Raw genomic sequence first — 21,060 nt, forward strand, 5'->3', positions numbered from 1 at the left:
ATTGATAAAACAACGGGTGAGCTTACTGCCGGCAATCCAGGTACAGTAACAGTCCAAGCAACAGCTGCCGATGAAAGCGGAGTTGTAGGCAGCACGATCCTTACGATTACGGCAGTCCAAGTCCCTGTTGCTTCGATTACGTTAACAGGTGATTCCAGCGTGCTGGTTGGTCAGACGTTAACCGTTGACGCGACCGTTGCTCCTGCTAATGCGACGGACAAATCAATCGAGTGGTCTGTTGAAAACGCAACAGGCACAGCGACAATTAGCAAAAGCGGAGTATTGACGGGTGTTTCAGCAGGAACGGTTACCGTTAAAGCAACGGCTGCTGACGGCAGTACCGTTTTTGGAACAAAAATAGTTGAGGTTAAAGTAAGCTCTGGCAGCGGTGGCGATCATGGTAATCCGACACCTACTCCAGCGCCAACAACAAAGCCTGAAAAAACACCTGAACCAAAACCGACAGCAACGCCTGAAGTGAAATTTGATCAAAATGTGATTCAAGTGGAAAAAGTGATATCCAGCTTAAACAAGAAAGTAGAGGAAGCGAAAGCTAATCCTACTGATGTTGAGTTCAAAGACACAAAATCTCACTGGGCTGGGGCAACCGTTCATATTTTCGTGAAATTGGGGATTGTAAACGGATATGAGGATGGTTCCTTCCAACCTAACGCAAGTATTACCCGCGCCGAATTTGCTACCATTATTGCAAAGGTATTTGACCTCTCTGCGATGGGTGATAAAAATAAGCTAAGTGACGTTTCCGACCACTGGGCTTCAGCATCAATTGCTGCTTTAACTGAAAGCGGCATTATCTCAGGGTACGAAGATGGCACATTTAAACCAAACAAAGAAATCAGCCGTGGAGAAATTATTTCCATTATTTCTAAAATCATTGATCTTAAAGCTGTAAACACAGCTTCAGCGCCTGCTTTCACAGATATTGATGGAGCTTGGAACAAAGAGCAAATCAAGCAAGCAGCAGCGGCAGGAATTACTAACGGAGCGGGTAATGGACAATTTGCGCCAAACAAACCATCATCTCGCGCTGAAGCATTAACGATTATTTTACACACGCTTCAAACCAATGCGGACCTAAAAGCAATATTGGAAGCTTTAAAATAATAAATGCATAGTGCTTTCATACAAAAAGCCTGCCGTATGGCAGGCTCAGGCTGTCGAGAAAGTCTCGACAGCTCTTTTTATGTTGAGTTAATTTAATTCGACACAGATCTCGTTAAATTACTGACTGAAAGAATGATAAAGAATTGCTTTGTTTTATGGAAAATTATTCTCTTTTTCATTGGCTTTCCATAGCTGCAGACCAATCATATTTACATCAATAAAATCACTTTGCGCAATTCTTTGAACGCATCAAAGGACCCCTAAAATTCATAGAAACCTCATCAACTAGAAAATTAACATTTGATGGGTTTTCTGTCGATAGAATAGGAGGGTATCATATAATAATTTGGAGGAATGTATCTTGGATAAAAGTCCTAAATCATTTGTAGCTGCATTACTATTTTGTTTTTTCTTGGGAGGGTTTTCCATCCATCGGTTTTATGTCGGGAAAATAGGCACGGCTATTTTGCAAATTATTACTTTAGGTGGATTGGGAATTTGGTTGCTGATTGACCTAATTATGATTATTGTAGGAAAGTTTACGGATAGTGAAGGCAGAAGAATCTCGGCATAATTTAATTACATAACAAAACTAGAGGGCTCCACCTGATAAGGTAGAGCCTTTTTTTCACTCAGTCGTTTGGGTGAAATTGAATATAAGAGGTATGCATTCCCCTCGCCTCCGCCATCATTAACACCATCCGCATGAGAATGGTGTTTTTTACATGCACAAATAAAACAACGCAGCTGTGTTTTGTTAATTTTGTTACGAGCTTTGCGATATATAACTGCAAATTCTTTCTCCCTATTCACTTTACTCAAATGCGATGCGGCCATAATATATGTATTGGAGTTTCAATTGCAAGCTAAGCGGGGATGCTAACGCTATTGAAATTATCGTAAAATAGTGGTTAGTGATACCATAGAAGTAGATTGGGAATAAAGAGGACACGATTATAATAGGGGTAAAGACAGGAGATGATCGGTTGAACGCTTCTTATTGGTTAACGAATGTAAGATTAGAACAGGGTTATGATATGGAAGATGGGCAGGTCTCTGGTACGAAAACGAAAATTTGTCATATACGAATTGAGAACGGTACTATTGCTGAAATTATAGGGACAGAACGGGATATTCAAAGTGATGCTGTTAAATATGATTGTAAAGAGTTATTGATGCTGCCTTCGTTCGAAGAGGCTCATATTCATTTGGATAAAACGTATTTCGATGGACCGTGGAAAGCGGTAAAGCCTGTATCGAGCATCTTCGAGAGGATTGAGGAAGAGAAAGTAATATTGCCTAAGCTCCTTCCAATGGCAAGACAACAAGCCGAAAGCATCTTAACTCTTATACAGGGATATGGGGCTACTCATGTTCGTACCCATTGTAATATCGAGCCTACCAGTGGATTGCAACGGTTAGAGGCGACTAAGCAGGCGCTAGATACATTCTCAGGTAAAATTTCATCGGAAATTGTCGCTTTCCCCCAGCACGGGCTTCTGCTATCGGATTCTGTTCAACTCGTAAAGCAATCTTTGGCAGAGGGAGCAACTCATGTTGGCGGATTAGATCCATTCTCAGTGGATGGAAATATAGAGAAGTCACTGCAGACCATCGTAGAACTAGCGGTTTTGAATAATGCTGGTATCGATATTCACTTACATGATAGAAACGAAGCGGGCAAGCAAGCTCTGATGCGTTTAGTTGATCTGACCGAAGAGGCTGGTTTGCAAGGAAAAGTAACGGTTAGCCATGCGTTCTGGTTTGCAGGTGCGCAGCCACAAGAGGCGGAGGAAGTTGCTAAACGGATGGGATCGCTTGGCATGTCCGTTGCTTCGACGGTTCCGATTGGCAAGATGACGATGCCGCTCCCGATGTTAACTAAAAATGGAGTAGCGGTAAAATTGGCAACGGATAGCCTTACAGATCACTGGTCTCCCTTCGGGAATGGAGATCAATTAGATAAAGCAGGGCGATTCGCAGAATTGTATGGGTATAACGATGAATTATCACTATCTCAAGCCATCAGTTTCATTACTGGGGGGATAACGCCACTTGATTCAAAAGGTCAGCAGGTGTGGCCTAAGATCGGAGACGACGCGAGTTTTGTACTGTTGCACGCAAGCTGCACGGCTGAAGCGATAGCGCGAAGAGCGGCGCGTCAAGCGGTATGGTACCAAGGGCGGCTTGTGAGTGGATCGTTGTAGGCATATTGTAGAGATATACGACGGCGAATTTTGGTTCTGTATAACCACGGTTCACCTCCACCATGCAAACCCACAATCGCAATAGGTTGTGGGTTTTTGCTTTTTCTCAGATCGCTATGTGTCTGTGCAACACAGCGCTCTCCCCACAAGGAAGGATAAACCTGTAAAACAGCGAATAATGATTCATACTTGTTGTGAGGTGATGGAGGTGGACGGTAATCGCTCTATGAAGTCTACAAGTAGGAAAATAAGCTTCGTGTCTATGCTGCGCAATCGGTTTGTTTTCACCTCTCTTCGCAAACGAATCATGGTGTTTCTGACCGTTGGATTTGTAGGATATGCCATCTTAATGGCGTCTGTTTCCTATAATGCGATCTACACGATGCAGCGCGATAAAATCAAGACTTCTATGGCTTTTGATCTATACCAGCAAACGACAAAGTTGAATCAGATGTACAGTAACTTGCTACAAGTTACACAGCAGATGACACCGGAAGGTACGGTTGGCAACCTGATGGAGACGTATATCTCCACCGCGGACACGTATAGTCAGCGTCTTCTCTCACGCGATATCGCCTACAACATTGGATTAATTACTTTTTCGAATCCGGCTATGGAGCTGGTGATGTATTATAATCCCGCAAGCGGAAATGCTTCTTATTCGAATTTGCCGCTGCGCGGTGACTTTACGCTGCAATCTTTACCGAGTGTCGCCGGTACCGGGGAGCTGAAATACCAGTCCCCGCATAAATCACTATGCCGATTCAGCGATGATTTGGTTATGTCGGTGACAAGAGAGGTTGAATTTTCAGACGGAACGAAATTAGTTGTTTATGTGGAAGCAAAGTCGGATATCTCCACCGTTATGAATTCGCTTACAGAAAGTTTGAGTATGCCCTATATGCTTGTTTTCACCGATACGGCGGGTTTGGTGACTTATAGCAGTAATTCAACTGCTTTTAGTGCTGGCCAGCGTCTCAGTCTAAGCGGGCAATCGGGAGTGACGGGCGGTTATGTATGGAACCGAATGACTGGTGATTACGGCTACGGCATTACGTTGCTGCTTCCTGTCTCCTTCTACAATCACGAGCTCTATACGTGGAAAAATCATATGTACTGGATTCTCGCCATTGCTCTTCTAATGATGTTTATGCTCACACTATTATTGCGAAGGATCATTAACAAGCCATTTCGACTAATCGAGAAGGAAATGAGGACGTTTGGCAAGGGATATATGGGTACCAGCCAATATCATACGGGGATCGATGAATTCGACCGGCTACTCGATCAATTCAATATTATGAAGCGACAAATTCAGCAGCTGATTATGGACGTGGAGCAAAAGGAAAAGCGCCGTCATCAGCTGGAGATAGAGAAGCTAGCCTATCAAATCAACCCGCATTTTCTGATGAATACGCTCAATTCGGTACGGTGGCTGGCGGTTATGCATAAGCAGGCGGAGATTGAGAAGTTTGTTTCATCGTTAATTTTTTTGCTGAACTATAACTTGGGTAAATCAGAGGATACGGCTACCTTCAGATCGGAAATAGAGGTCATGCGAACCTATCTGGAATTGCAGCAGATGAGGCATGATTTTGAGGTGAATCTGAATATTGCGGAAGGGGTTTATCTCGATAGTCCTGTCGCGAGGTTCATTCTGCAGCCCATTGTGGAAAATGCCGTCTGTCATGGCCTTGATGATAACGGCAAGCTGGAGATCAACATTTCGGCTGATGAAAAGGCACAGATGGTGCGCATTATAATCCGTGATGATGGCAAAGGGCTCAGCCATGAGACGCTTGCTTTGCTGCAGCGCGACACGCCGGATCAGCAGCAGACGGGTTGGGGAATTGGACTTCGTTATGTCAGGTCTATGCTGGAATCATCTTATGGCTATAAAGCTCGTATGAGTATAGAAAGCACTCCAAATCAAGGCACAACGGTTACTTTAACCCTTCCTTTTCTCCATCATAGAAAGGAGAGAGCGATTTGATTCGTGTATTAATTGTTGACGATGACAAGCTAGCGCGCAAAGGTTTGATTTCGATTATGCCTTGGTCCAATCATGATATGGTTGTTGTAGGAGAAGCGGCGAACGGCGCGAAGGCGCTGGAGTTTATGGAAAGTTATGAGGTGGACCTCATATTCGTAGATCTCTCGATGCCTGTCATGTCAGGTATGGAGCTGCTTCAAGTCACACGGCAAAGATTTCCGGACCTGCGTTCCGTTATTTTATCTTTTCACGAAGAGTTTGAGATTGTGCAAACGGCTTATCGCATGGGTGTGCTCGATTATATTTCCAAGGTACGCCTGGAATCAGAGGATGATGAGCAAATATTGAAACGAATCCAGCAGAAAATGACAGGAGAAATGAAACCTCTTTCTGCCAAGACTCCTGCGCAACCAGCGCCTACGCATGGCCCTGAGCAAAACCTGGAGGAAGAAGAGTGGTGCAGGCTGGAGCAGGAGTGGCGCTCACACTACTGGCTCTATAATGAATCGGTTTTTCAGCGGTTATGTAAACAGACCATAGAAGCTAAGGTTTCTTTTCGCCGTCTGGAAGGGTTATTTATGCGTGTGCTGTCACAGATCGAGCCCGTTATTCTACTCGCTGCAGAGCTCCGGTCTGATGCTGATGACATCCGGTCTGCGGTTGAATGGATGCGCGATTACAGGAAACGTGTTTATGCGCAGGTTGCTTCATCCTCCGATTTTACCAATACGACAACCAGCATCCTAAAGGCTGTGTTATTTATTTGCGAGAAGGCTTCAAATACGCTGCATGCCGAGGACGTCGCTGATCATGTGCACATGAGCCGAAGTTATTTTAGCCAATGCTTTAAGAAGCTGACGGGCTCAACGTTTAATGAATACTTAAGACAAGAGCGGATAAGAGCGGCAGAGCGTCTGCTGTGCGAAACCAATCAGTCGATCGCCTGGGTTGCTCATGCCGTAGGCTATAACGACTCCAAATATTTCTCCCAGCTGTTCCATGAACAGACCCGTCTTTTACCCTCCGAATTTCGAGCCCAGTTCCACAAGGGGGAGGAATGACTACAACGGATCGAACAAATATCTGCCTTGGCCTTGTATCTGGCGCAAAACACGGCACATCTGTCTGACTTTTTTTCCTAACTTCCAATGTACAATGAGAAGGCAAGAAACTAAGCAGTTGCTTACGAAGTAAGAATTGCTTGGCCATTCTTTTGAGGAGGGATTAGATGAAAAAGAATATGGCATTGATGCTTTCCGTCGTATTACTTGCCCTAAGTTTGACAGCATGTTCTTCTTCCAACAATTCATCGAATAATTTGAAAGCGTCTTCAAATCCAGACTCAAACTCTGCAAGCCCAGCACTATCAGGAGATGACCTGGCCTTCTCCAAATTTCCGAACCCTGTTGATGTCCACATCGGCATGGTGGTGGATCCGACAGATAAAACGCTGCCGGAAGGCGACAGTGTAAGCAACAACCAGTACACGCGCTACCTTAAGGAAAAGTACAACATCAACGTGATTGTAGATTGGACCGCAGCCACCGGCAACGATTTTAAGCAGAAGGTCAGCTTGACGATCGCATCGGGCAAACTGCCAGACGGTATGGTCGTTGACGACCGCTCCTTCATGACCAAAGCGGCGAGCTCGGGACTGTTGTATGATATCACCGACATCTTCCAGCAATATCAGTCTTCACAGGTGAAGGATATTATGGCAAGCACTGATGGCCGTGCATTGGAAAATGCCAGCTACAAGGGCAAGATGGTTTCGCTCCCGAACATTACGGTGGATACCGACGGCGTTCATGTCTTGTGGATTCGCAAGGACTGGCTTGATAAGCTGCAGCTCCCGGTGCCGAAGACGGTGTCCGATGTCGAAAAGACGGCGAAAGCGTTTGTTGATAGCAAGCTAGGCGGGGACAAAATGATTGGTATTGCCGGTCCTTCCAAAAATACGTTCCCTTATTCTACCTTCCTCGTCTCCTCTAACAATATGGGAGGATTCGATCCGATTTTTGGCGCGATGGATGCGTATCCGGGCTACTGGCTTGACAATGGTGACGGATCGGTAACATACGGAACGACGACAGACAATACGAAAAAAACGTTGGCTTTGCTGGCTGACTGGTACAAAAAAGGGCTTATTGATCCTGAAGTAGGTACCCGTGACAACGTAGGGGATCCGATTAATGCCAATCAGGCGGGGATTTTCTTCGGTCCATGGTGGAATGGCGGCTATGGCAACGGGGACTCCTTCAAAAACGATCCGACGGCTAACTGGCAGGCCTATCCGGTCTATTCTGACGATAACAAATGGAATGTGCATATGAAAACGACGGGCAGCACCTACACTGTTATTAGCAAAAATGCCAAACCGGATGTCGTCAAAGCCATTATGATCATGAACAATGCGCTTGTACGTGATGAAGCGACCTTTAATTTGTCGGTTAATGTAGCTTGGTATCCGCTTCGCAACGTTATGGCCGCGGCCAATGAGACGGAATATGAGTATGCAGAGCTTCTGAAAGTACTGAAAGGCGAGACCAATCCAGAGGATTATAATAAGCCGAACAGCTTGTACAAGCTGATGTATGCGGATGCGAAAAAGGTAAAAGACGTCATTAAGCCTCCGTACGACGATCTAAATGTCAGCAACTTCAGTACAGCTAACTTCGGAGACTTCCAGCGCTTGTACTCCATCATGATTGGTGATCGTCCGTTCACAACAATTCCAATTGATAAAAAGATCTTTAGCGTTACCTATAACCAAACTTCAACGATGGAAACGAAATGGGCTAACCTGAAGAAGATGGAGGATGAGACCGTTATGAAAATCATCCTTGGCCAAGCGTCCATCGACTCTTTCGATAAATTCGTGAAGGACTGGAAGTCTCAAGGCGGAGATGAGATCACAGCGGAAGTCGCCGAGCTTTTGAAGAAGTAACCGAGCATACTCTTGCAGAAGGCGCTGTCGGTTTTAAGTGCCTTTTGCAAGCTTTGTTATCCTGATAGGGAGACGGGAGGCTAGCCTTAGTGAGAAAATTAGGCCATCAGAAACACTATTATTTGATGCTGTTGCCGGGTATGGTCTGGCTTGTGATGTTCAGTATTGTGCCTATGTTTGGAATTCTGATGGCCTTTCAGGATTTCAATCCGGGAGCGGGGCTGCTTAAATCCGAGTGGGTGGGGCTCGAAAACTTCAAGTATATGTTTCAGCTTAATGACAGCAAGACGGTTATTGTTAATACCTTTATCATCGCAATCGGCAAAATCGTGCTTAATCTGCTCATTCCGCTCATCTTTGCCATATTGCTGAACGAGCTTCGCAGCATGCGCTACAAAAAGCTGGTGCAGACTGTCGTTTACCTGCCGCACTTTCTATCGTGGGTTATTATGTCAACGATTGTAATCGGAATTTTTGGCTATTATGGCGTTGTTAATACGGTTTTTGGAATGTTCGGCTTCGATCCTAAACTATTTATGGCGGATGCGGGGATTTTCCGGCAGCTCATCATCGGTACTGATGTGTGGAAGGAATTTGGCTTTAACGCAATTATATATCTTGCGGCGTTAACAGGCATTAATCTCAATCTATATGAGGCGGCCGCCATTGACGGTGCCAATCGCTGGCAGTTGATTAGGCACGTCACGCTGCCTGCACTGTCAACCACGGTTGTCTTGCTGGGCGTCTTAAGTCTAGGCAACGTGCTGAACGCCGGATTCGATCAAGTGTATAACCTTTATAACCCGCTTGTGTATTCAACTGGAGATATTTTGGATACATGGGTGTACCGACTGGGTTTGCAAAATCTTCAATTCTCGCTCGCGACGGCGGCAGGTTTGTTCAAGTCGGTCATTAGCTTTGTGCTGATATTCATATCCTATCGTCTGGCGTATCGCTATGCCGATTACACGGTATTCTGAGGGAGGGCGCTGCATTGGTCAGAAATACAACGTTAGGCTCACGGACGTTTGAAATTGCCAATATCGTCGTCCTCGGCCTTTTGCTTATTAGCTGTATTTACCCGCTTTGGTACACCTTCTGTGTATCGATTTCCGAAAAATCCGCTGCTAATGCAGGCTTGGTTACGCTTTATCCCATTGGCTTCTCCTTGACGCCGTATAAGGAAATTATTAATGACGCCCTCTTCTTTAACGCGTTCTGGATTTCCATTCAGCGCACCGTGCTCGGTACAGGTTTTGCCTTGCTGATGACGGTATTAATGGCTTACCCACTGGCAAGGCCTAAGAGGGATTTTAAAATGCGCAATACCTTTATGTGGATTCTTGTCTTTTGCATGCTGTTTAACGGGGGCTTGATTCCGTGGTATCTCACTATTCAAAACTATCATTTGATCGATTCGATTTGGGCGTTAGTACTTGGCGGAGGAGTGCCGGTATTCGACGTGATCCTGATTATGAACTTCTTCCGCAATTTGCCGAAGGAGCTGAATGAGGCGGCGGTAGTCGACGGTGCTGGTCCTTGGTCAGTGCTGTTTCGGGTATATATTCCATGCTCCTTTCCTGTACTTGCTGCAGTAGCGTTGTTCCTTAGCGTTTATCATTGGAACGAGTTTTTTAACGGGTTAGTGCTAATGAACACTGCGGCTAAATATCCGCTTCAAACCTATATCCAGCAGCTGGTCGTAAACATTCCAGTTGGCACCAATCTGACTCCTGAACAATATAAGAAGCTGTCCGAGCTGTCTAATCGAACGCTAAATGCGGCCAAGGTTTTTATAGCTATGGTACCAATGCTGATCGTATATCCTTTCCTGCAAAAGTACTTTGTTTCCGGTATTATGCTGGGCGCGGTAAAAGAGTAAGGCTGTGCCTGTGAGGAGGACGTGCCACTGTTCATTCCACTCATCAAACAGTTTGAGCAGCACACTTCGGCGAATTATGGCTTTGCACAGCCATGGTTCGCCACCAATACCATGAAAAAATCCGACCTCGTGTGGTCGGATTTTTTGATTTTTCTGTTCATGCTAGTAGGGCAAATCTGTTTTTATAAGCTCTGCTTGCGAAGCTTGAGCACGTGAAGCCCGACGACCAAAAGCCACCCAAGGTAGGATACGATTAAGAATCGTCCGAATAAACCTGCAAGTACGTCAGGAGTGAACTGTCCATCTTGCGGAATTTGAATTATAAATAGCGCCATTAAAACAAACATAATTCCGCTGGTGGTTAACAGTCGTCCGCGAATGGGCCTCCAAGCTTCATTGCGTACCAATGCAAAGCTGATTAAGAGAGCGGCGACAGGCGAATAGTCGAGCGTGGCGCCAATGGCATGCATTTTACCGCTGAACGTTGCAGCATCCGGACTCACCGATATAGGGTCGGTCACAAAAATGCCTGCTATTAAGATACCTGAGACACTTAGTCCAAGGATAACGAGCCCGATATATCCCAAGACGCTACGAATTTGTGAGAAGATTGCAATTCCGGCGCTTATGAGACTTACAGCGAGCAATATAAATGCAAAATGCATCATCCAGCCGAAGTTACCTAATGCGTACTCGCTGATAAAACGCCAAGTCGGATCGAATTCAGGCTCTAAGAGGTGTAGGCAACCCAGGATCAAGACGAAGAGTAATCCAGAGACAATAGAAAATCGTGCGGCATTAGATGACATCGCGGATATAGGTTTTGCAATCAATAGTGGTTTAGCTGATTTCGTATTCTCTAATGGCAATAATCTCGTCATTTTTCTTCTCGGACGATGTCATAATCGACAATCGTCTTCACTAGAATGCTCGGAGCCATCACGACTGCCGAATGATCCTGTCCGGGCAGCGTTTGGGATTCAACAAAAGGCAGCAGTTCGGTAAGTGCTTTGGCTGACTCGTGAAAGAGCGGTTCGCTGTTCTCGCCTGTCATAATTAACGTGGGAACATTTACTTTCCATCGGTCGGTTGGAAGCGGTTTGCCGGATTGCGTGTCACCCATAATCATGCCATCATAGGCGATTGTGTGAGACGTGCTTTCCATCGCCTGCCAAGAAGGATCGGCTTTCATGTAGCCAATATATTCTTCTGGAATACCGAGAGCCTCCGACATGAAGTATTCGACCGCTTCGCTGCGTCTGCCTGCTTGGTTTAGCGTGTTCAAATGGTGAACATATTCTGTAGGCAAGGGTTTACGGCTGTCATTAATAATGAACGGTGGTTCGTAAAGATACAGCTTCGACACCTGGTCTCCTAATCGACTCGCTGCTTCAAGGGCTAACACAGCGCCGGACGAGCTTCCAAACAGGCAAGCATTGCCGCCGGCCTTATGGATTAGAGCCTCAATATCCTCGACTTCGCGTTGGACGGAATAAGGCGAGACATCAGAGCTTTGACCGCGACCACGGCGATCATAGTTGTAAACGGTGTAATGAGTTGCAAGCAGCTGGGCAAGCTGGGCTGCATCGCTATGGTCGGCCACGGCCGGTGATATTAGGATAACGGCAGGTCCATTTCCTAGCTTTTCATATGCGATCTTTGTTCCATCCTTTGAAGTAACTGTATCCATAATTCCTCCCGTCGACGTTTCTAAGTATTCTTCAAGTCGGTCAAATGCATCATTGAAGCCTTCAATCATACCCATTGCTTCGGCATTTTCCAATTCCTCGGCACTTGCGAATCGTGTGACAATACTAAGCTTTGTGCCATTTGTTGTTTGCTCGAATTGAACAGTCGTTAGCATCTCGCTGTTCTCTACGACATTCCAGTCTTTGTCGGTAAACGAGTCGGTATATACTAGTGTAAAGGGTTCAGTAACCTCTTGGTAAACAGCTTTGCAGAAAGCCTCTTCCCCGATAATGTCATCTAATTTGAGACTATAACGCCAAATACCGCCGGGTCTTACATCCATTTCAAAGACGGTGGTTGTCCATAATTTAGGACCCCACCAACGCGTAATATGTTCCGGTTTTGTCCAACCCTCCCAAGCAAGCTTGGGAGGCAATGCTAATATCCGTTCGATGGTAAGCTCACGAAGTTCCCGGTTTTTATGGATTTTTGTTTTTGATCGCATCTTCATTCATCCTTTTTAGATCATTTTCTAGTGCGTCAAATCGATTATTCCAAATGGTTTGGTGATTTCGAACATTGCTGCGATAACGCTTGAGATAAAAGGCTAGCATTAATCCTCCTTTTTTTTGTAGTCGAGCATATAATCCTCAAAATGATCGAGACGCTCTTCCCAAAGGATACTAAATGAGTCAAACCACGCATCCAGATCCTGAAAGGGCTTTGCTTCGAGGCTATATATTCGCTGTTGTGCCTTGTTGCGGGAGCGCACCAACCCAGCCTCGCTCAAAATTCGTAGATGGCGAGACACTTGCGGTTGACCGATATTGAGCGCTTGGACGATCTCGCTCACCGATCGTGGTGCTTTTTTTAATAACTCAACAATGTTAAAGCGGTTCGGCTCGGCGAGTGTAAGTAATGTTAATTGCATAGTGTTTGTGTTCATGCATTCAATATATACTTAAGTGTATATGCGTGTCAACGTATATAATAAATTTAAAAACTCATACATTGGTTGGTAAGTCGTAATACATGTCGAATAATTCAATCTACCGTTACACTATTGGAGATTTATATTGGAGGAGATAGCATTTTAACTGGAAGGATATTGAAGTCACCAAAGCGAATTATTTAACGTTGCATGTTTTGAATCGGGGTTTAAAAACAAGAGATATACTCGTGGCTGGTGATATGAGTTTGCACCGCCTATCCCATCTGCGATTTTAAAATAGGAGGTCGTTTGAACTAACGGATAGGTTAGCGGAGCAAATCGTAGTGTATTATTTTGTGGTAATTGTTCAAAGTGAGGTGTCTAAACAATGGAACTGGTAAATAAAATTGAAGTCGTAACGATGAAGAGTGAGTATTGTAAAGTTGAACATCACACTATTGTCATTGATGGTACTCCTCTGGATTTATTGCTTCATAATTACTATCCTTCAAATAACCTTCTAGGCATGGTCCCAACAATTATTGAATGGGTCTACGATTTGAAAGAGAAAGAATGTATTAAAGAAAGGTTCAATTCAGTAAGCAAAGAGGTTGTTTTGCCAGTACTAATGTGCCCAGATGATTGCGATTTAACGTGTACAGTAATTGTTGCAAATGTAATTAAAGCGGATGGGTACATTATCTGGAAGAAACTTGGTATTGATATGAGTACAAGGGAAGATATGCTTCTGGGATGCGAAGGAATTGGTTCAAAAGTTAATTGGCTTGATGAGATCCCTATTATGACTTTTGAGGAAGCGCAATATAGCTCTCATCTCAGAAAAATTTACGATTAAGCTAACAGGCAGAATAATCTAACTATCTGACGAAAATATAGAAAAAGAGATCGTTTCTAAGGGGATTAGTATGTGCGAACAGAAGAAATGACGGTCAAGAAACTAGTATTAGTGGTAGTTGTCCTTAACATAATCGTGGGCATACTGAGTGGATGTGGCGATAGACCCAATCCCCCTGAGAATATACAGAAGGCAGGAAAGCAAGTGGATATTTACGTTGATGGGAATGAAATTCTTATTACTAACAAACCTTTTATAGAGGGACGAAGATTGTATCTTCCTCTTGATTCGGTACTTACTGCCATGGGTTGGACTTATAATCAAGAAAAAGATGGATCATTAGCTATCTCTTACAAAACATTAAATGGAAGTGGTACGACCTATATGCATGATGAGTGGGAAGATACGCTTCGACTAGTTGATGGGCATATTTATATTCACTCCAAACGATTAAGTGGTTTAACAGATTCAGAAATTGTTTTTAATGCTGGGACAGGTAAAGTTATGATTACGACATCTCCAAACCCTGGCGAGGTCACAGATGAAGACAGGGAGGAATTGCTCGCATGGCAAGCGAAGCAAGAAACTGTAGCAGAGAATACAATGAGTGCAGAAGAAAGTGAGCAGATCAATTACGGAAAATATTCTGATCTGGATATATTCAGCGACCTGTACTCCTTGGATAAGGAACTTGAAGAAGAAGGACTGTCGTTATGGGACGAGCTCGGCTTTTACGGCGGTTATTACCAGAGCGAGTATGGGAATACTCCTTGGGATATCATTTCGTTTGGGTGGACGGGTGGAGATGGCGAACACTACGGCTTCTTAACGGAATTTGGATCTGTCCCGGATTTAAATAATGCCCCTATTGTAAGAGTTTCTCCAATGGGTGGGGATGAAGCTGGAGAAGTCATTGCCAACAATATTAGGGAGTTTTTGAGCGTAATTGCTATTGACAGTACTTTTATATATATGTCGTTTGAAAGTGATGAGGCCTACCAAAACTACTTACAAGAGGAAGAAGAAGCGCAATATGAATGGGCACCAACCGAGGAAGATCAAGCAAATCGCCGTAAGGTCATGTCCAGACTGGTAGATGCGCTAAACCTACCAAAAATCGATCATCCATATACATACCTTGATCGAGTGAAAGCAGCGAGGGAAAAACGAATCGTTGTCGCTACTCCTGATGGACTAGGGGTAACCAATGTACATCCTGGAGATAAAGGTCAGCAACACGAAACACTTCTGGTGGATGATGATTTGGAAGCTGAAGAATTACAGGGTTATTTAAAGCGGGCTACCTATGCTGGCAAACTAGCATTGATACGTACATTTAACGCAAAGGGCTTTCATAGCGAGGAAGTCGAAAAAGTAATGGTAGAAGAAATGACCATACTGGGACTAACCGATGAGATTGCCAGAATGAACGCATCAGCTTGGTAGATGTTAAAGATAAAATGTTAAGAGAAAGAACTTAGCCTTTAAATGATTTTTTTATTACGAGGGTGGGTAACGCTAGTTGAATAGAACATATTAATGAGCAGGCGCTGCGGAACCTGCTCTCATTTTATATGAAGCTTACTAGCAGGCTAATTAAAAGAACTGAAATAAGTTGCTACGAAATGGGTTGATTCCGTTTTGAAATCGAAAGCGAGCAAAGTTTTTTCGGAGAGACGGTCGAAGGACTAGAAGAAATAGTGAATCATCATGGTGGTTTAAAAGGGATACAACATGAATGTTGAACCGAGTGGCAATAGTGATTAAGTATGAAATATGATGACGTATTGATAAATCAGCGGAAACAAAAGCTTGAAATTGTATTCGTTCGTAACATTTCACTTGCATTTTCGTCTAAAGGTTATACTGAATAGGGGTGAAAATGTTGAAAAAGTTAGTATTAGGAGTAGCCTTAGCAATTTTCGTATGTGTATTTGCTGGTTGCAGTTCCTCGTCAGACGACAAAAAGGGGAATTACATTATTGCAAAGGAAGAGCAAAAAATCTTAGTAGCGAAGGACATCTCTTGGAAAGATGCAGAAAGTATGGACTTTGAAACATTTAAAAAGAATGATATTGAATTAATAAATTATATTGTTGAGGATACTCTGCTCTACAACGAGCTGGCGATAGGTGAATCAGTTAATGTAACTCCCAAAACGAATGATAATGGTGAATATGTTGTAATGCAATCTTATCCCCCACAAATTATAGCTGGTAAAATAGAAAGGCAGAACACTAGGCAGATTATAGGTCATTAAGTTTTTGCTATCTGTAGGATAAAATACAGGTAGAAATCTTTTATAATTATTTAGTAAATTGAAAATAGGCATTCTCGTTGGTAATATAGGCAAATAAGCATGCGATAGGAGTGAATGGTGTCGTGATTATTGTTGTTCTTAATCAGTTGAAAAAATAACTGAATATATGAGGTTTGGCTTAATTGGAGGTGATCGCAGTTATGATCTGCATACCTGCTATTTGGCTGAACTCGTACATTAAGAACAATAGCAATATCATACGCCCTTACTCTAACGCGACTTATGTGCGCGGTAATTGTATTCTTATATCAGGTATAATGAAATTCATTCCTGTGAATAGGGATCGCTTAGGAGATTAGAGGCTGCAGATGAAGCTATGTTCATCTGTGGTCTTTTTGTCGTTCTCGGATGTCTTGTGGAGAGGTATCAAACGGCAGTAATTCGTGTTTTCATTCTATTATTTTGAGAATTTACAAGGAGGTATGGAGTATGCAATTAAACAATTGGTCTATGGATACCATTAGTTATGATTTATCGAAGGAATATTCTATTCGGAAGGCGGAGCCAGAAGAATGGGGATTGTATTGTTCTGTATATTATAATATGCAATATAATGGTTTTTTTAGAGAAGAAAGCTATGCAGCATCGCGAAGAAATTCATTTTGGATTTATAAGGGAGAGAATAAAATCGGTGGTGTAAGAATGGCGCCCAACGTAATCTACCATTTGTTTTTTATTCCTCCTTTTAATGATGCATTCAAGATATTGAAGCTGCTTAAAAAAATAGTAATGCATTGGTCTGACAGAACGCAGCCAATTAAGACTTTTGAGGTTCTTCCAGATCAAGTTCAATTATTTGCGAGGGCAGGCTTCTGGGCGGATGAATTCAGATGCCGTTGGATGCAGCGTCCTACAGATCATTTCGAAGTGATCTGGGATGATAATCTAATTATTAAAAGTCCCCAAATTGAAGAAAACGAGATGGGAGCTAAGCGATTCATCAATGAGGATGACATTGCTCATTGTGACTATGAAAGCTTTAAAGGCGGATTTGAAGCAGTAAGGAGAAAAAAGTTTTCTTTAGAAGATTTTATTCCAAATGAAGATCCTAATTATTCGAATGACATATTAGTTCAGGCTTCAACACTAATCTATGATAAGAACTCTGGTCAGCTCATTGCCAATTGTCGTCTTTGTCTACAAGATAACATGGCAGCAGTATATAGTATCGGTGTAATACCTGCTCATAGAGGAAGAGGGCTGGCTACACTTATGCTGCAAAGAGCGCTGAGTATGCTGAAAAATAAATATTCAATTCTACGATTGTATGTGATGGAAGGTAATGATGCAGAATCTGTTTATTTTAATCTCGGGTTCGTGCCCGGAGTACAGGAGATACAAAATATGTATATACCTGCGCAACCATAGCGGGGTGACCGTTTGATTGTTTCGATTTTTCTGATTTTTTAAAGTAAATACTTGAAATGTATGGTATGGTATTTTGTGGTGAATGTCATACCATAGGGGCTGTGTAAGAATGATAGGGGATACGACGGAAAAAGAGCGGACAATATTTGATCATGCTGGAAATACAATTAAGACAGAAGATCGAGAGATTCGTATTCTTGCCAAGTATGAGGAGCCATTGGTTGTCGTACTAGGAAATGTGCTTAGCGATGAGGAATGCGATGAGCTAATTAGACATTCTAGGGAACAATTGCAGCGTTCAAAAATAAGTGGAGATCGTGCAGAGAACCAAATTAGAACGAGCAGTGGAGTATTTTGTGAGGAGAATGAGACGATTACAAAAATCGAAAAAAGATTCTCTCAAATTATGAATATTCCCATTGAGCATGGCGACGGCTTGCAAGTTTTGCTATATACCCCTGGCCAAGAGTATCAGCCACATTATGATTTTTTCGCAGAAACAAATCGAGCAAGTGCTAACAATCGAATTAGTACGCTTATAATGTATTTGAATGATGTGGAGGAAGGCGGAGAAACGGCGTTCCCTCTGCTTAATATTTCAGTTTTTCCTAACAAAGGCATGGCTGTTTACTTTGAATATTTTTATAACAATAATGAAATAAATGATTTCACCTTGCATGCAGGTACACCGGTGATTAAAGGTGAAAAGTGGGTCGCGACGATGTGGATGAGAAGACAGGCGCTGCGCATTTCATAAAGAGTGATTTGGAAGCAATGAATATAAGGAATCATACTACTCACAGCAATCAAATCATTGCGCTGAGGCGAATTGTCGTTGTACTTTGGCGCAGTTCGCTTCCACAATGTGAAACCCCGACCATAAGAGGTCGGGGTTTTTGCTTTTTCACTTATTAAGCAGCCATTTTAATTTTTAATGAATAGGTTGATTACATCACTTAATACCCTCGTAAGTCACTTTAAACAGGTATTACAGCTTCAGCTTTCTAATGCCTCTAGGCAGCAGATCATTGTGGGTTCGGGCAAAAAGAATTTAACTTTCTCCTACTTATAAATCCAATAACAAAGAGACCTTCAGGCATCTCTTTTTTCCATTTATAAATTCAAACGGATAAATTAGTAAGATTTAGGAGCTTGTTCGGTTATTCTCTGATAAAATTAAGCATAAGGAGTTTAATATCTATATTTTAACGATGTAGCTGTGTTGATAACGATGCTTCTTAAAAAGTTGAATTGGAGTAAGTTACTGTAATAGCAGGGGAAGTGTGAACGTTGGATAACGGGAGATTTTTGAAGCTGTTTGGGCTTATTGGCGGTGTTGCGATTCTGAATATTGTTGTGTTGTCACCTGGGCTTCTAGGTGTGGAAATAGGAGGTGAAAGTGTACTTGAAACGGCTTCAGGCGTAACGTTATTGGTTGTAAGCCTTCTTGTTATGTTATATGGGAGTTATAGTTTTCTTTTTAAACCGCCAGTTGCGCTGCCTGTAAAAAACATTTCAACGCGTGAGGATTATATCGCAGCGCTTCAACCGTATCGACATGCAAAAGATCTTAAAAATGATATCGCACTTGCTTTGGATCAGCTGGAACGCATAGATAAGAAGAAGAACGCCTTGACCGAGGTTCTTAGTCAGCGATTTGATCAGACGGAATTAAGCTATAAGAAGTTCGATTCAGTTATTTATGAGGTTGAGAAGCTGTTCTATCTTAATATTAGAGGTATTCTCAATAAGCTTAGTGTATTCAATGCCTCTGGATACGCCAACTTTACAGGCCAACAACAACCCGCGGGGCTATCTAACAAGCTAGTACAGGAAAAAACAAATTTATACAAGGAGTACTTATCCTACGTGACGGGTTATCTTCGTGCAAATGAGGAAATTTTGCTTAAGCTAGATAAATTATTATTGGAAATATCGCTGTTAAACAGTACCGACTATAGAGATGTTGAGGAAATGTCATGCATGAAGGAAATCGATTTATTAATCAAGCAGACTAAATTATATAAGCATGGAGAGGGAGACGGATATGGCAGGTAAGGGGAAAGCTTTTGTAGTGATAGGAGCTATTGCAGTGTCTGTTTTTTTGCTTGTTTATTTAGGCATTAGCTTAACTTCAAATTTAGGTAAAACAAAGACGCAGATCACGACGGAAGATGCAGCAAAAAAGCTTGATAAATTATATAAAGATGTGTCTGTGAAAACGATAGAGCCAATCAAGGGTCAAATCGATCTCGATCCCGCGTCAATCGGGGATTCCTTACCTGATATTTCGAAGTTTCCGGTTTCAGTAACGAATACAACGGACAGCTTTGTAGAGATTTTCTCATCCACAGAGAAATCAGGAACGGGTGTTGATGGCTGGTTAAACGAGGTGGCTGAAGAATTCAATAAATCCAATACGACGGTAAATGGAAAGCCGGTTTCGGTCATGATCCGTAATATTGCTTCGGGAACTGCTACCGATTATATCAGATCAGGCAAATATATACCGGATGCTTTTACTCCTTCCAACGAGCTGTGGGGAGAAATGGTGAAAGCGGATGGCATCCAAGCTGAGCTGGTCTCTAAGCGTCTTGTTGGCAATGTTACTGGCATTGTAGCAACGAAGGCGAAATATGATGAGCTGGTCGATAAATACGGTTCTCTGAATTTAAAAACAGTAACTGATGCTATCGCGGATAATGAGCTGGCTATGGGGTATACAGATCCATTTGCCAGTTCTACAGGGCTAAACTTTCTGGTGACTGCCCTCGGAACCTTTGACAGCTCCAATCTGCTTGGGGAGAAAGCGGTTCAAGGCTTTGAGAAGTTCCAGGCAAATGTACCGTTTATTGCTTCTACCACGTTGCAAATGCGTGAGGCAGCTAAGACAGGTATGCTTGATGCTTTTGTTCTTGAGTATCAAACCTTTGTGAACGCAACAGATTTCAAAGCAGGTTACGTGTTCACCCCTTTCGGTGTCAGGCATGACAGCCCGCTTTATGCTTTAGGTGATTTGCCAAAGGATAAGCTCGACATTATTCAGAAGTTTGCGGATTTTGTGGAACAAGAAAAATATCAGAAATTAGCAGAGCAAAAGGGTTTTAATGGCCTGAATGACTATAAGTCTGAGCTTGAACCGGTGGATGGCAGTATTCTGTCTGCTGCCCAGAAGCTGTGGAAGGAAAAGAAGAACGGGAGTAAACCGCTTGCGGCTGTGTTTGTAGCAGACGTATCAGGGAGCATGGGCGGTGAACCCTTAAACCGATTGAAGGAATCGCTGCTGAAAGGACAAAAGTTTTTGGGACGGGACAACAGTATTGGATTCGTTTCTTATTCCAGTGACGTAGCCATTAATCTTCCTATAGGGAAGTATGACACGAATCAGCAGTCGATGTTCGTTGGGGCCATAGACAGCCTTCAGGCCAGTGGAGGAACAGCTACTTTTGACGGTATTGTGGTGGCAATGAAAATGCTTCAGGATGAGATGGCCTTAAATCCGGATGTGAAGCCGCTGATCTTTGTGCTCAGCGACGGGGAAACGAATGAAGGGCATTCGCTTAAAGATATTAGAGGACTGATTGAGACGTACAAAATCCCGATCTACACGATAGGTTACAATGCGAACATCAAGGCGCTTCAAAGTATTTCGAGCATCAATGAGGCGGCCAGCATTAACGCAGATACAGAGGATGTTGTTTATAAAATCAGCAATTTGCTCAACGTTCAAATGTAAGGATTA

19 protein-coding genes are annotated in these 21,060 nt (G+C 43.1%); 15 read left to right on the plus strand and 4 right to left on the minus strand.

Annotated elements, in window-relative coordinates; translation table 11 throughout:
• From AC1DOV_RS00005 to AC1DOV_RS00040, 8 genes are all read left to right on the plus strand, one after another.
• Positions 1-1,125 (plus strand): S-layer homology domain-containing protein (locus AC1DOV_RS00005; protein WP_477548826.1); only part of this gene is annotated, 1,125 nt, incomplete at its 5' end.
• Positions 1,126-1,486: 361 nt separating this feature from the next.
• On the plus strand, positions 1,487-1,699 hold the full coding sequence (locus AC1DOV_RS00010; protein WP_339206070.1) for a TM2 domain-containing protein: 213 nt from the start codon (positions 1,487-1,489) through the stop codon (positions 1,697-1,699).
• A gap of 412 nt (positions 1,700-2,111) precedes the next feature.
• The gene (locus AC1DOV_RS00015) at positions 2,112-3,332 is read left to right on the plus strand and encodes an amidohydrolase (RefSeq protein ID WP_477548827.1); all 1,221 of its coding nucleotides are present in this window, start codon (positions 2,112-2,114) and stop codon (positions 3,330-3,332) included.
• Positions 3,333-3,558: 226 nt separating this feature from the next.
• Positions 3,559-5,325 carry a sensor histidine kinase gene (locus tag AC1DOV_RS00020; RefSeq protein WP_477548828.1) on the plus strand — a complete coding sequence of 589 codons (1,767 nt, stop codon included), beginning with the start codon at positions 3,559-3,561 and terminating at the stop codon, positions 5,323-5,325.
• Positions 5,322-6,386, plus strand: a complete 1,065-nt coding sequence (locus tag AC1DOV_RS00025) for a helix-turn-helix domain-containing protein (protein WP_477548829.1) — start codon at positions 5,322-5,324, stop codon at positions 6,384-6,386. Before AC1DOV_RS00020 ends, AC1DOV_RS00025 begins: the two co-directional genes overlap by 4 nt.
• Positions 6,387-6,553: 167 nt before the next feature.
• Positions 6,554-8,272: an extracellular solute-binding protein gene (locus tag AC1DOV_RS00030; protein ID WP_477548830.1), complete on the plus strand. Its 1,719-nt coding sequence runs from the start codon at positions 6,554-6,556 to the stop codon at positions 8,270-8,272.
• 89 nt (positions 8,273-8,361) lie between these two features.
• Positions 8,362-9,252, plus strand: a complete 891-nt coding sequence (locus AC1DOV_RS00035) for an ABC transporter permease (protein WP_076270718.1) — start codon at positions 8,362-8,364, stop codon at positions 9,250-9,252.
• 14 nt (positions 9,253-9,266) lie between these two features.
• Positions 9,267-10,154 carry a carbohydrate ABC transporter permease gene (locus AC1DOV_RS00040; protein WP_076270717.1) on the plus strand — a complete coding sequence of 296 codons (888 nt, stop codon included), beginning with the start codon at positions 9,267-9,269 and terminating at the stop codon, positions 10,152-10,154.
• Between the two features lie 182 nt (positions 10,155-10,336).
• Here AC1DOV_RS00040 and AC1DOV_RS00045 read toward each other — a convergent pair whose 3' ends face one another.
• The 4 genes from AC1DOV_RS00045 to AC1DOV_RS00060 are packed head-to-tail and all read right to left on the minus strand — an operon-like array spanning position 10,337 to position 12,774.
• Positions 10,337-11,035: a DUF998 domain-containing protein gene (locus tag AC1DOV_RS00045; RefSeq protein ID WP_477548831.1), complete on the minus strand. Its 699-nt coding sequence runs from the start codon at positions 11,033-11,035 to the stop codon at positions 10,337-10,339.
• Positions 11,032-12,348, minus strand: coding sequence for an alpha/beta fold hydrolase (locus tag AC1DOV_RS00050; RefSeq protein WP_477548832.1), 1,317 nt, complete (start codon positions 12,346-12,348; stop codon positions 11,032-11,034). Before AC1DOV_RS00050 ends, AC1DOV_RS00045 begins: the two co-directional genes overlap by 4 nt.
• Positions 12,323-12,457 carry a hypothetical protein gene (locus AC1DOV_RS00055; protein WP_477548833.1) on the minus strand — a complete coding sequence of 45 codons (135 nt, stop codon included), beginning with the start codon at positions 12,455-12,457 and terminating at the stop codon, positions 12,323-12,325. Before AC1DOV_RS00055 ends, AC1DOV_RS00050 begins: the two co-directional genes overlap by 26 nt.
• Complete coding sequence (locus AC1DOV_RS00060; protein ID WP_430056135.1) at positions 12,457-12,774, minus strand: ArsR/SmtB family transcription factor; 318 nt, start codon at positions 12,772-12,774, stop codon at positions 12,457-12,459. The genes AC1DOV_RS00055 and AC1DOV_RS00060 overlap by 1 nt, the downstream gene beginning before the upstream one ends.
• 388 nt (positions 12,775-13,162) lie before the next feature.
• Between AC1DOV_RS00060 and AC1DOV_RS00065 the strand changes: the two genes are divergently transcribed.
• The 7 genes from AC1DOV_RS00065 to AC1DOV_RS00095 all read left to right on the plus strand — a co-directional run bounded on the left by AC1DOV_RS00065 (position 13,163) and on the right by AC1DOV_RS00095 (position 21,054).
• Positions 13,163-13,630 carry a hypothetical protein gene (locus AC1DOV_RS00065; protein WP_477548834.1) on the plus strand — a complete coding sequence of 156 codons (468 nt, stop codon included), beginning with the start codon at positions 13,163-13,165 and terminating at the stop codon, positions 13,628-13,630.
• Between the two features lie 72 nt (positions 13,631-13,702).
• Positions 13,703-15,076 (plus strand): hypothetical protein, encoded by a 1,374-nt coding sequence (locus tag AC1DOV_RS00070; RefSeq protein WP_477548835.1) that lies wholly within the window; start codon positions 13,703-13,705, stop codon positions 15,074-15,076.
• Between the two features lie 436 nt (positions 15,077-15,512).
• On the plus strand, positions 15,513-15,890 hold the full coding sequence (locus tag AC1DOV_RS00075; protein ID WP_477512474.1) for a DUF3221 domain-containing protein: 378 nt from the start codon (positions 15,513-15,515) through the stop codon (positions 15,888-15,890).
• 489 nt (positions 15,891-16,379) lie between these two features.
• On the plus strand, positions 16,380-17,318 hold the full coding sequence (locus AC1DOV_RS00080; RefSeq protein WP_441881189.1) for a GNAT family N-acetyltransferase: 939 nt from the start codon (positions 16,380-16,382) through the stop codon (positions 17,316-17,318).
• Positions 17,319-17,427: 109 nt separating this feature from the next.
• Positions 17,428-18,075, plus strand: a complete 648-nt coding sequence (locus tag AC1DOV_RS00085) for a 2OG-Fe(II) oxygenase (protein WP_339206093.1) — start codon at positions 17,428-17,430, stop codon at positions 18,073-18,075.
• Positions 18,076-18,608: 533 nt separating this feature from the next.
• A complete protein-coding gene (locus tag AC1DOV_RS00090; RefSeq protein ID WP_477548836.1) occupies positions 18,609-19,376 on the plus strand; it encodes a hypothetical protein in 768 nt (255 codons plus the stop codon).
• Entirely contained in the window at positions 19,366-21,054 is a 1,689-nt protein-coding gene (locus AC1DOV_RS00095; RefSeq protein ID WP_477548837.1) for a vWA domain-containing protein, read from the plus strand. Before AC1DOV_RS00090 ends, AC1DOV_RS00095 begins: the two co-directional genes overlap by 11 nt.
• The last annotated feature ends 6 nt before the right edge of the window (positions 21,055-21,060 follow it).

The organism is Paenibacillus sp. 01T47 (genome assembly GCF_056398245.1).

Coding starts and splice junctions, on each gene's coding strand:
- AC1DOV_RS00020 (WP_477548828.1), top strand. CDS start 3,559: ATGAAGTCTACAAGTAGGAAAATAAGCTTCGTGTCTATGCTGCGCAAT.
- AC1DOV_RS00030 (WP_477548830.1), top strand. CDS start 6,554: ATGAAAAAGAATATGGCATTGATGCTTTCCGTCGTATTACTTGCCCTA.
- AC1DOV_RS00045 (WP_477548831.1), bottom strand. CDS start 11,035: ATGACGAGATTATTGCCATTAGAGAATACGAAATCAGCTAAACCACTA.
- AC1DOV_RS00050 (WP_477548832.1), bottom strand. CDS start 12,348: ATGCGATCAAAAACAAAAATCCATAAAAACCGGGAACTTCGTGAGCTT.
- AC1DOV_RS00055 (WP_477548833.1), bottom strand. CDS start 12,457: ATGCTAGCCTTTTATCTCAAGCGTTATCGCAGCAATGTTCGAAATCAC.
- AC1DOV_RS00060 (WP_430056135.1), bottom strand. CDS start 12,774: ATGCAATTAACATTACTTACACTCGCCGAGCCGAACCGCTTTAACATT.
- AC1DOV_RS00065 (WP_477548834.1), top strand. CDS start 13,163: ATGGAACTGGTAAATAAAATTGAAGTCGTAACGATGAAGAGTGAGTAT.
- AC1DOV_RS00075 (WP_477512474.1), top strand. CDS start 15,513: ATGTTGAAAAAGTTAGTATTAGGAGTAGCCTTAGCAATTTTCGTATGT.
- AC1DOV_RS00080 (WP_441881189.1), top strand. CDS start 16,380: ATGCAATTAAACAATTGGTCTATGGATACCATTAGTTATGATTTATCG.
- AC1DOV_RS00085 (WP_339206093.1), top strand. CDS start 17,428: ATGATAGGGGATACGACGGAAAAAGAGCGGACAATATTTGATCATGCT.
- AC1DOV_RS00095 (WP_477548837.1), top strand. CDS start 19,366: ATGGCAGGTAAGGGGAAAGCTTTTGTAGTGATAGGAGCTATTGCAGTG.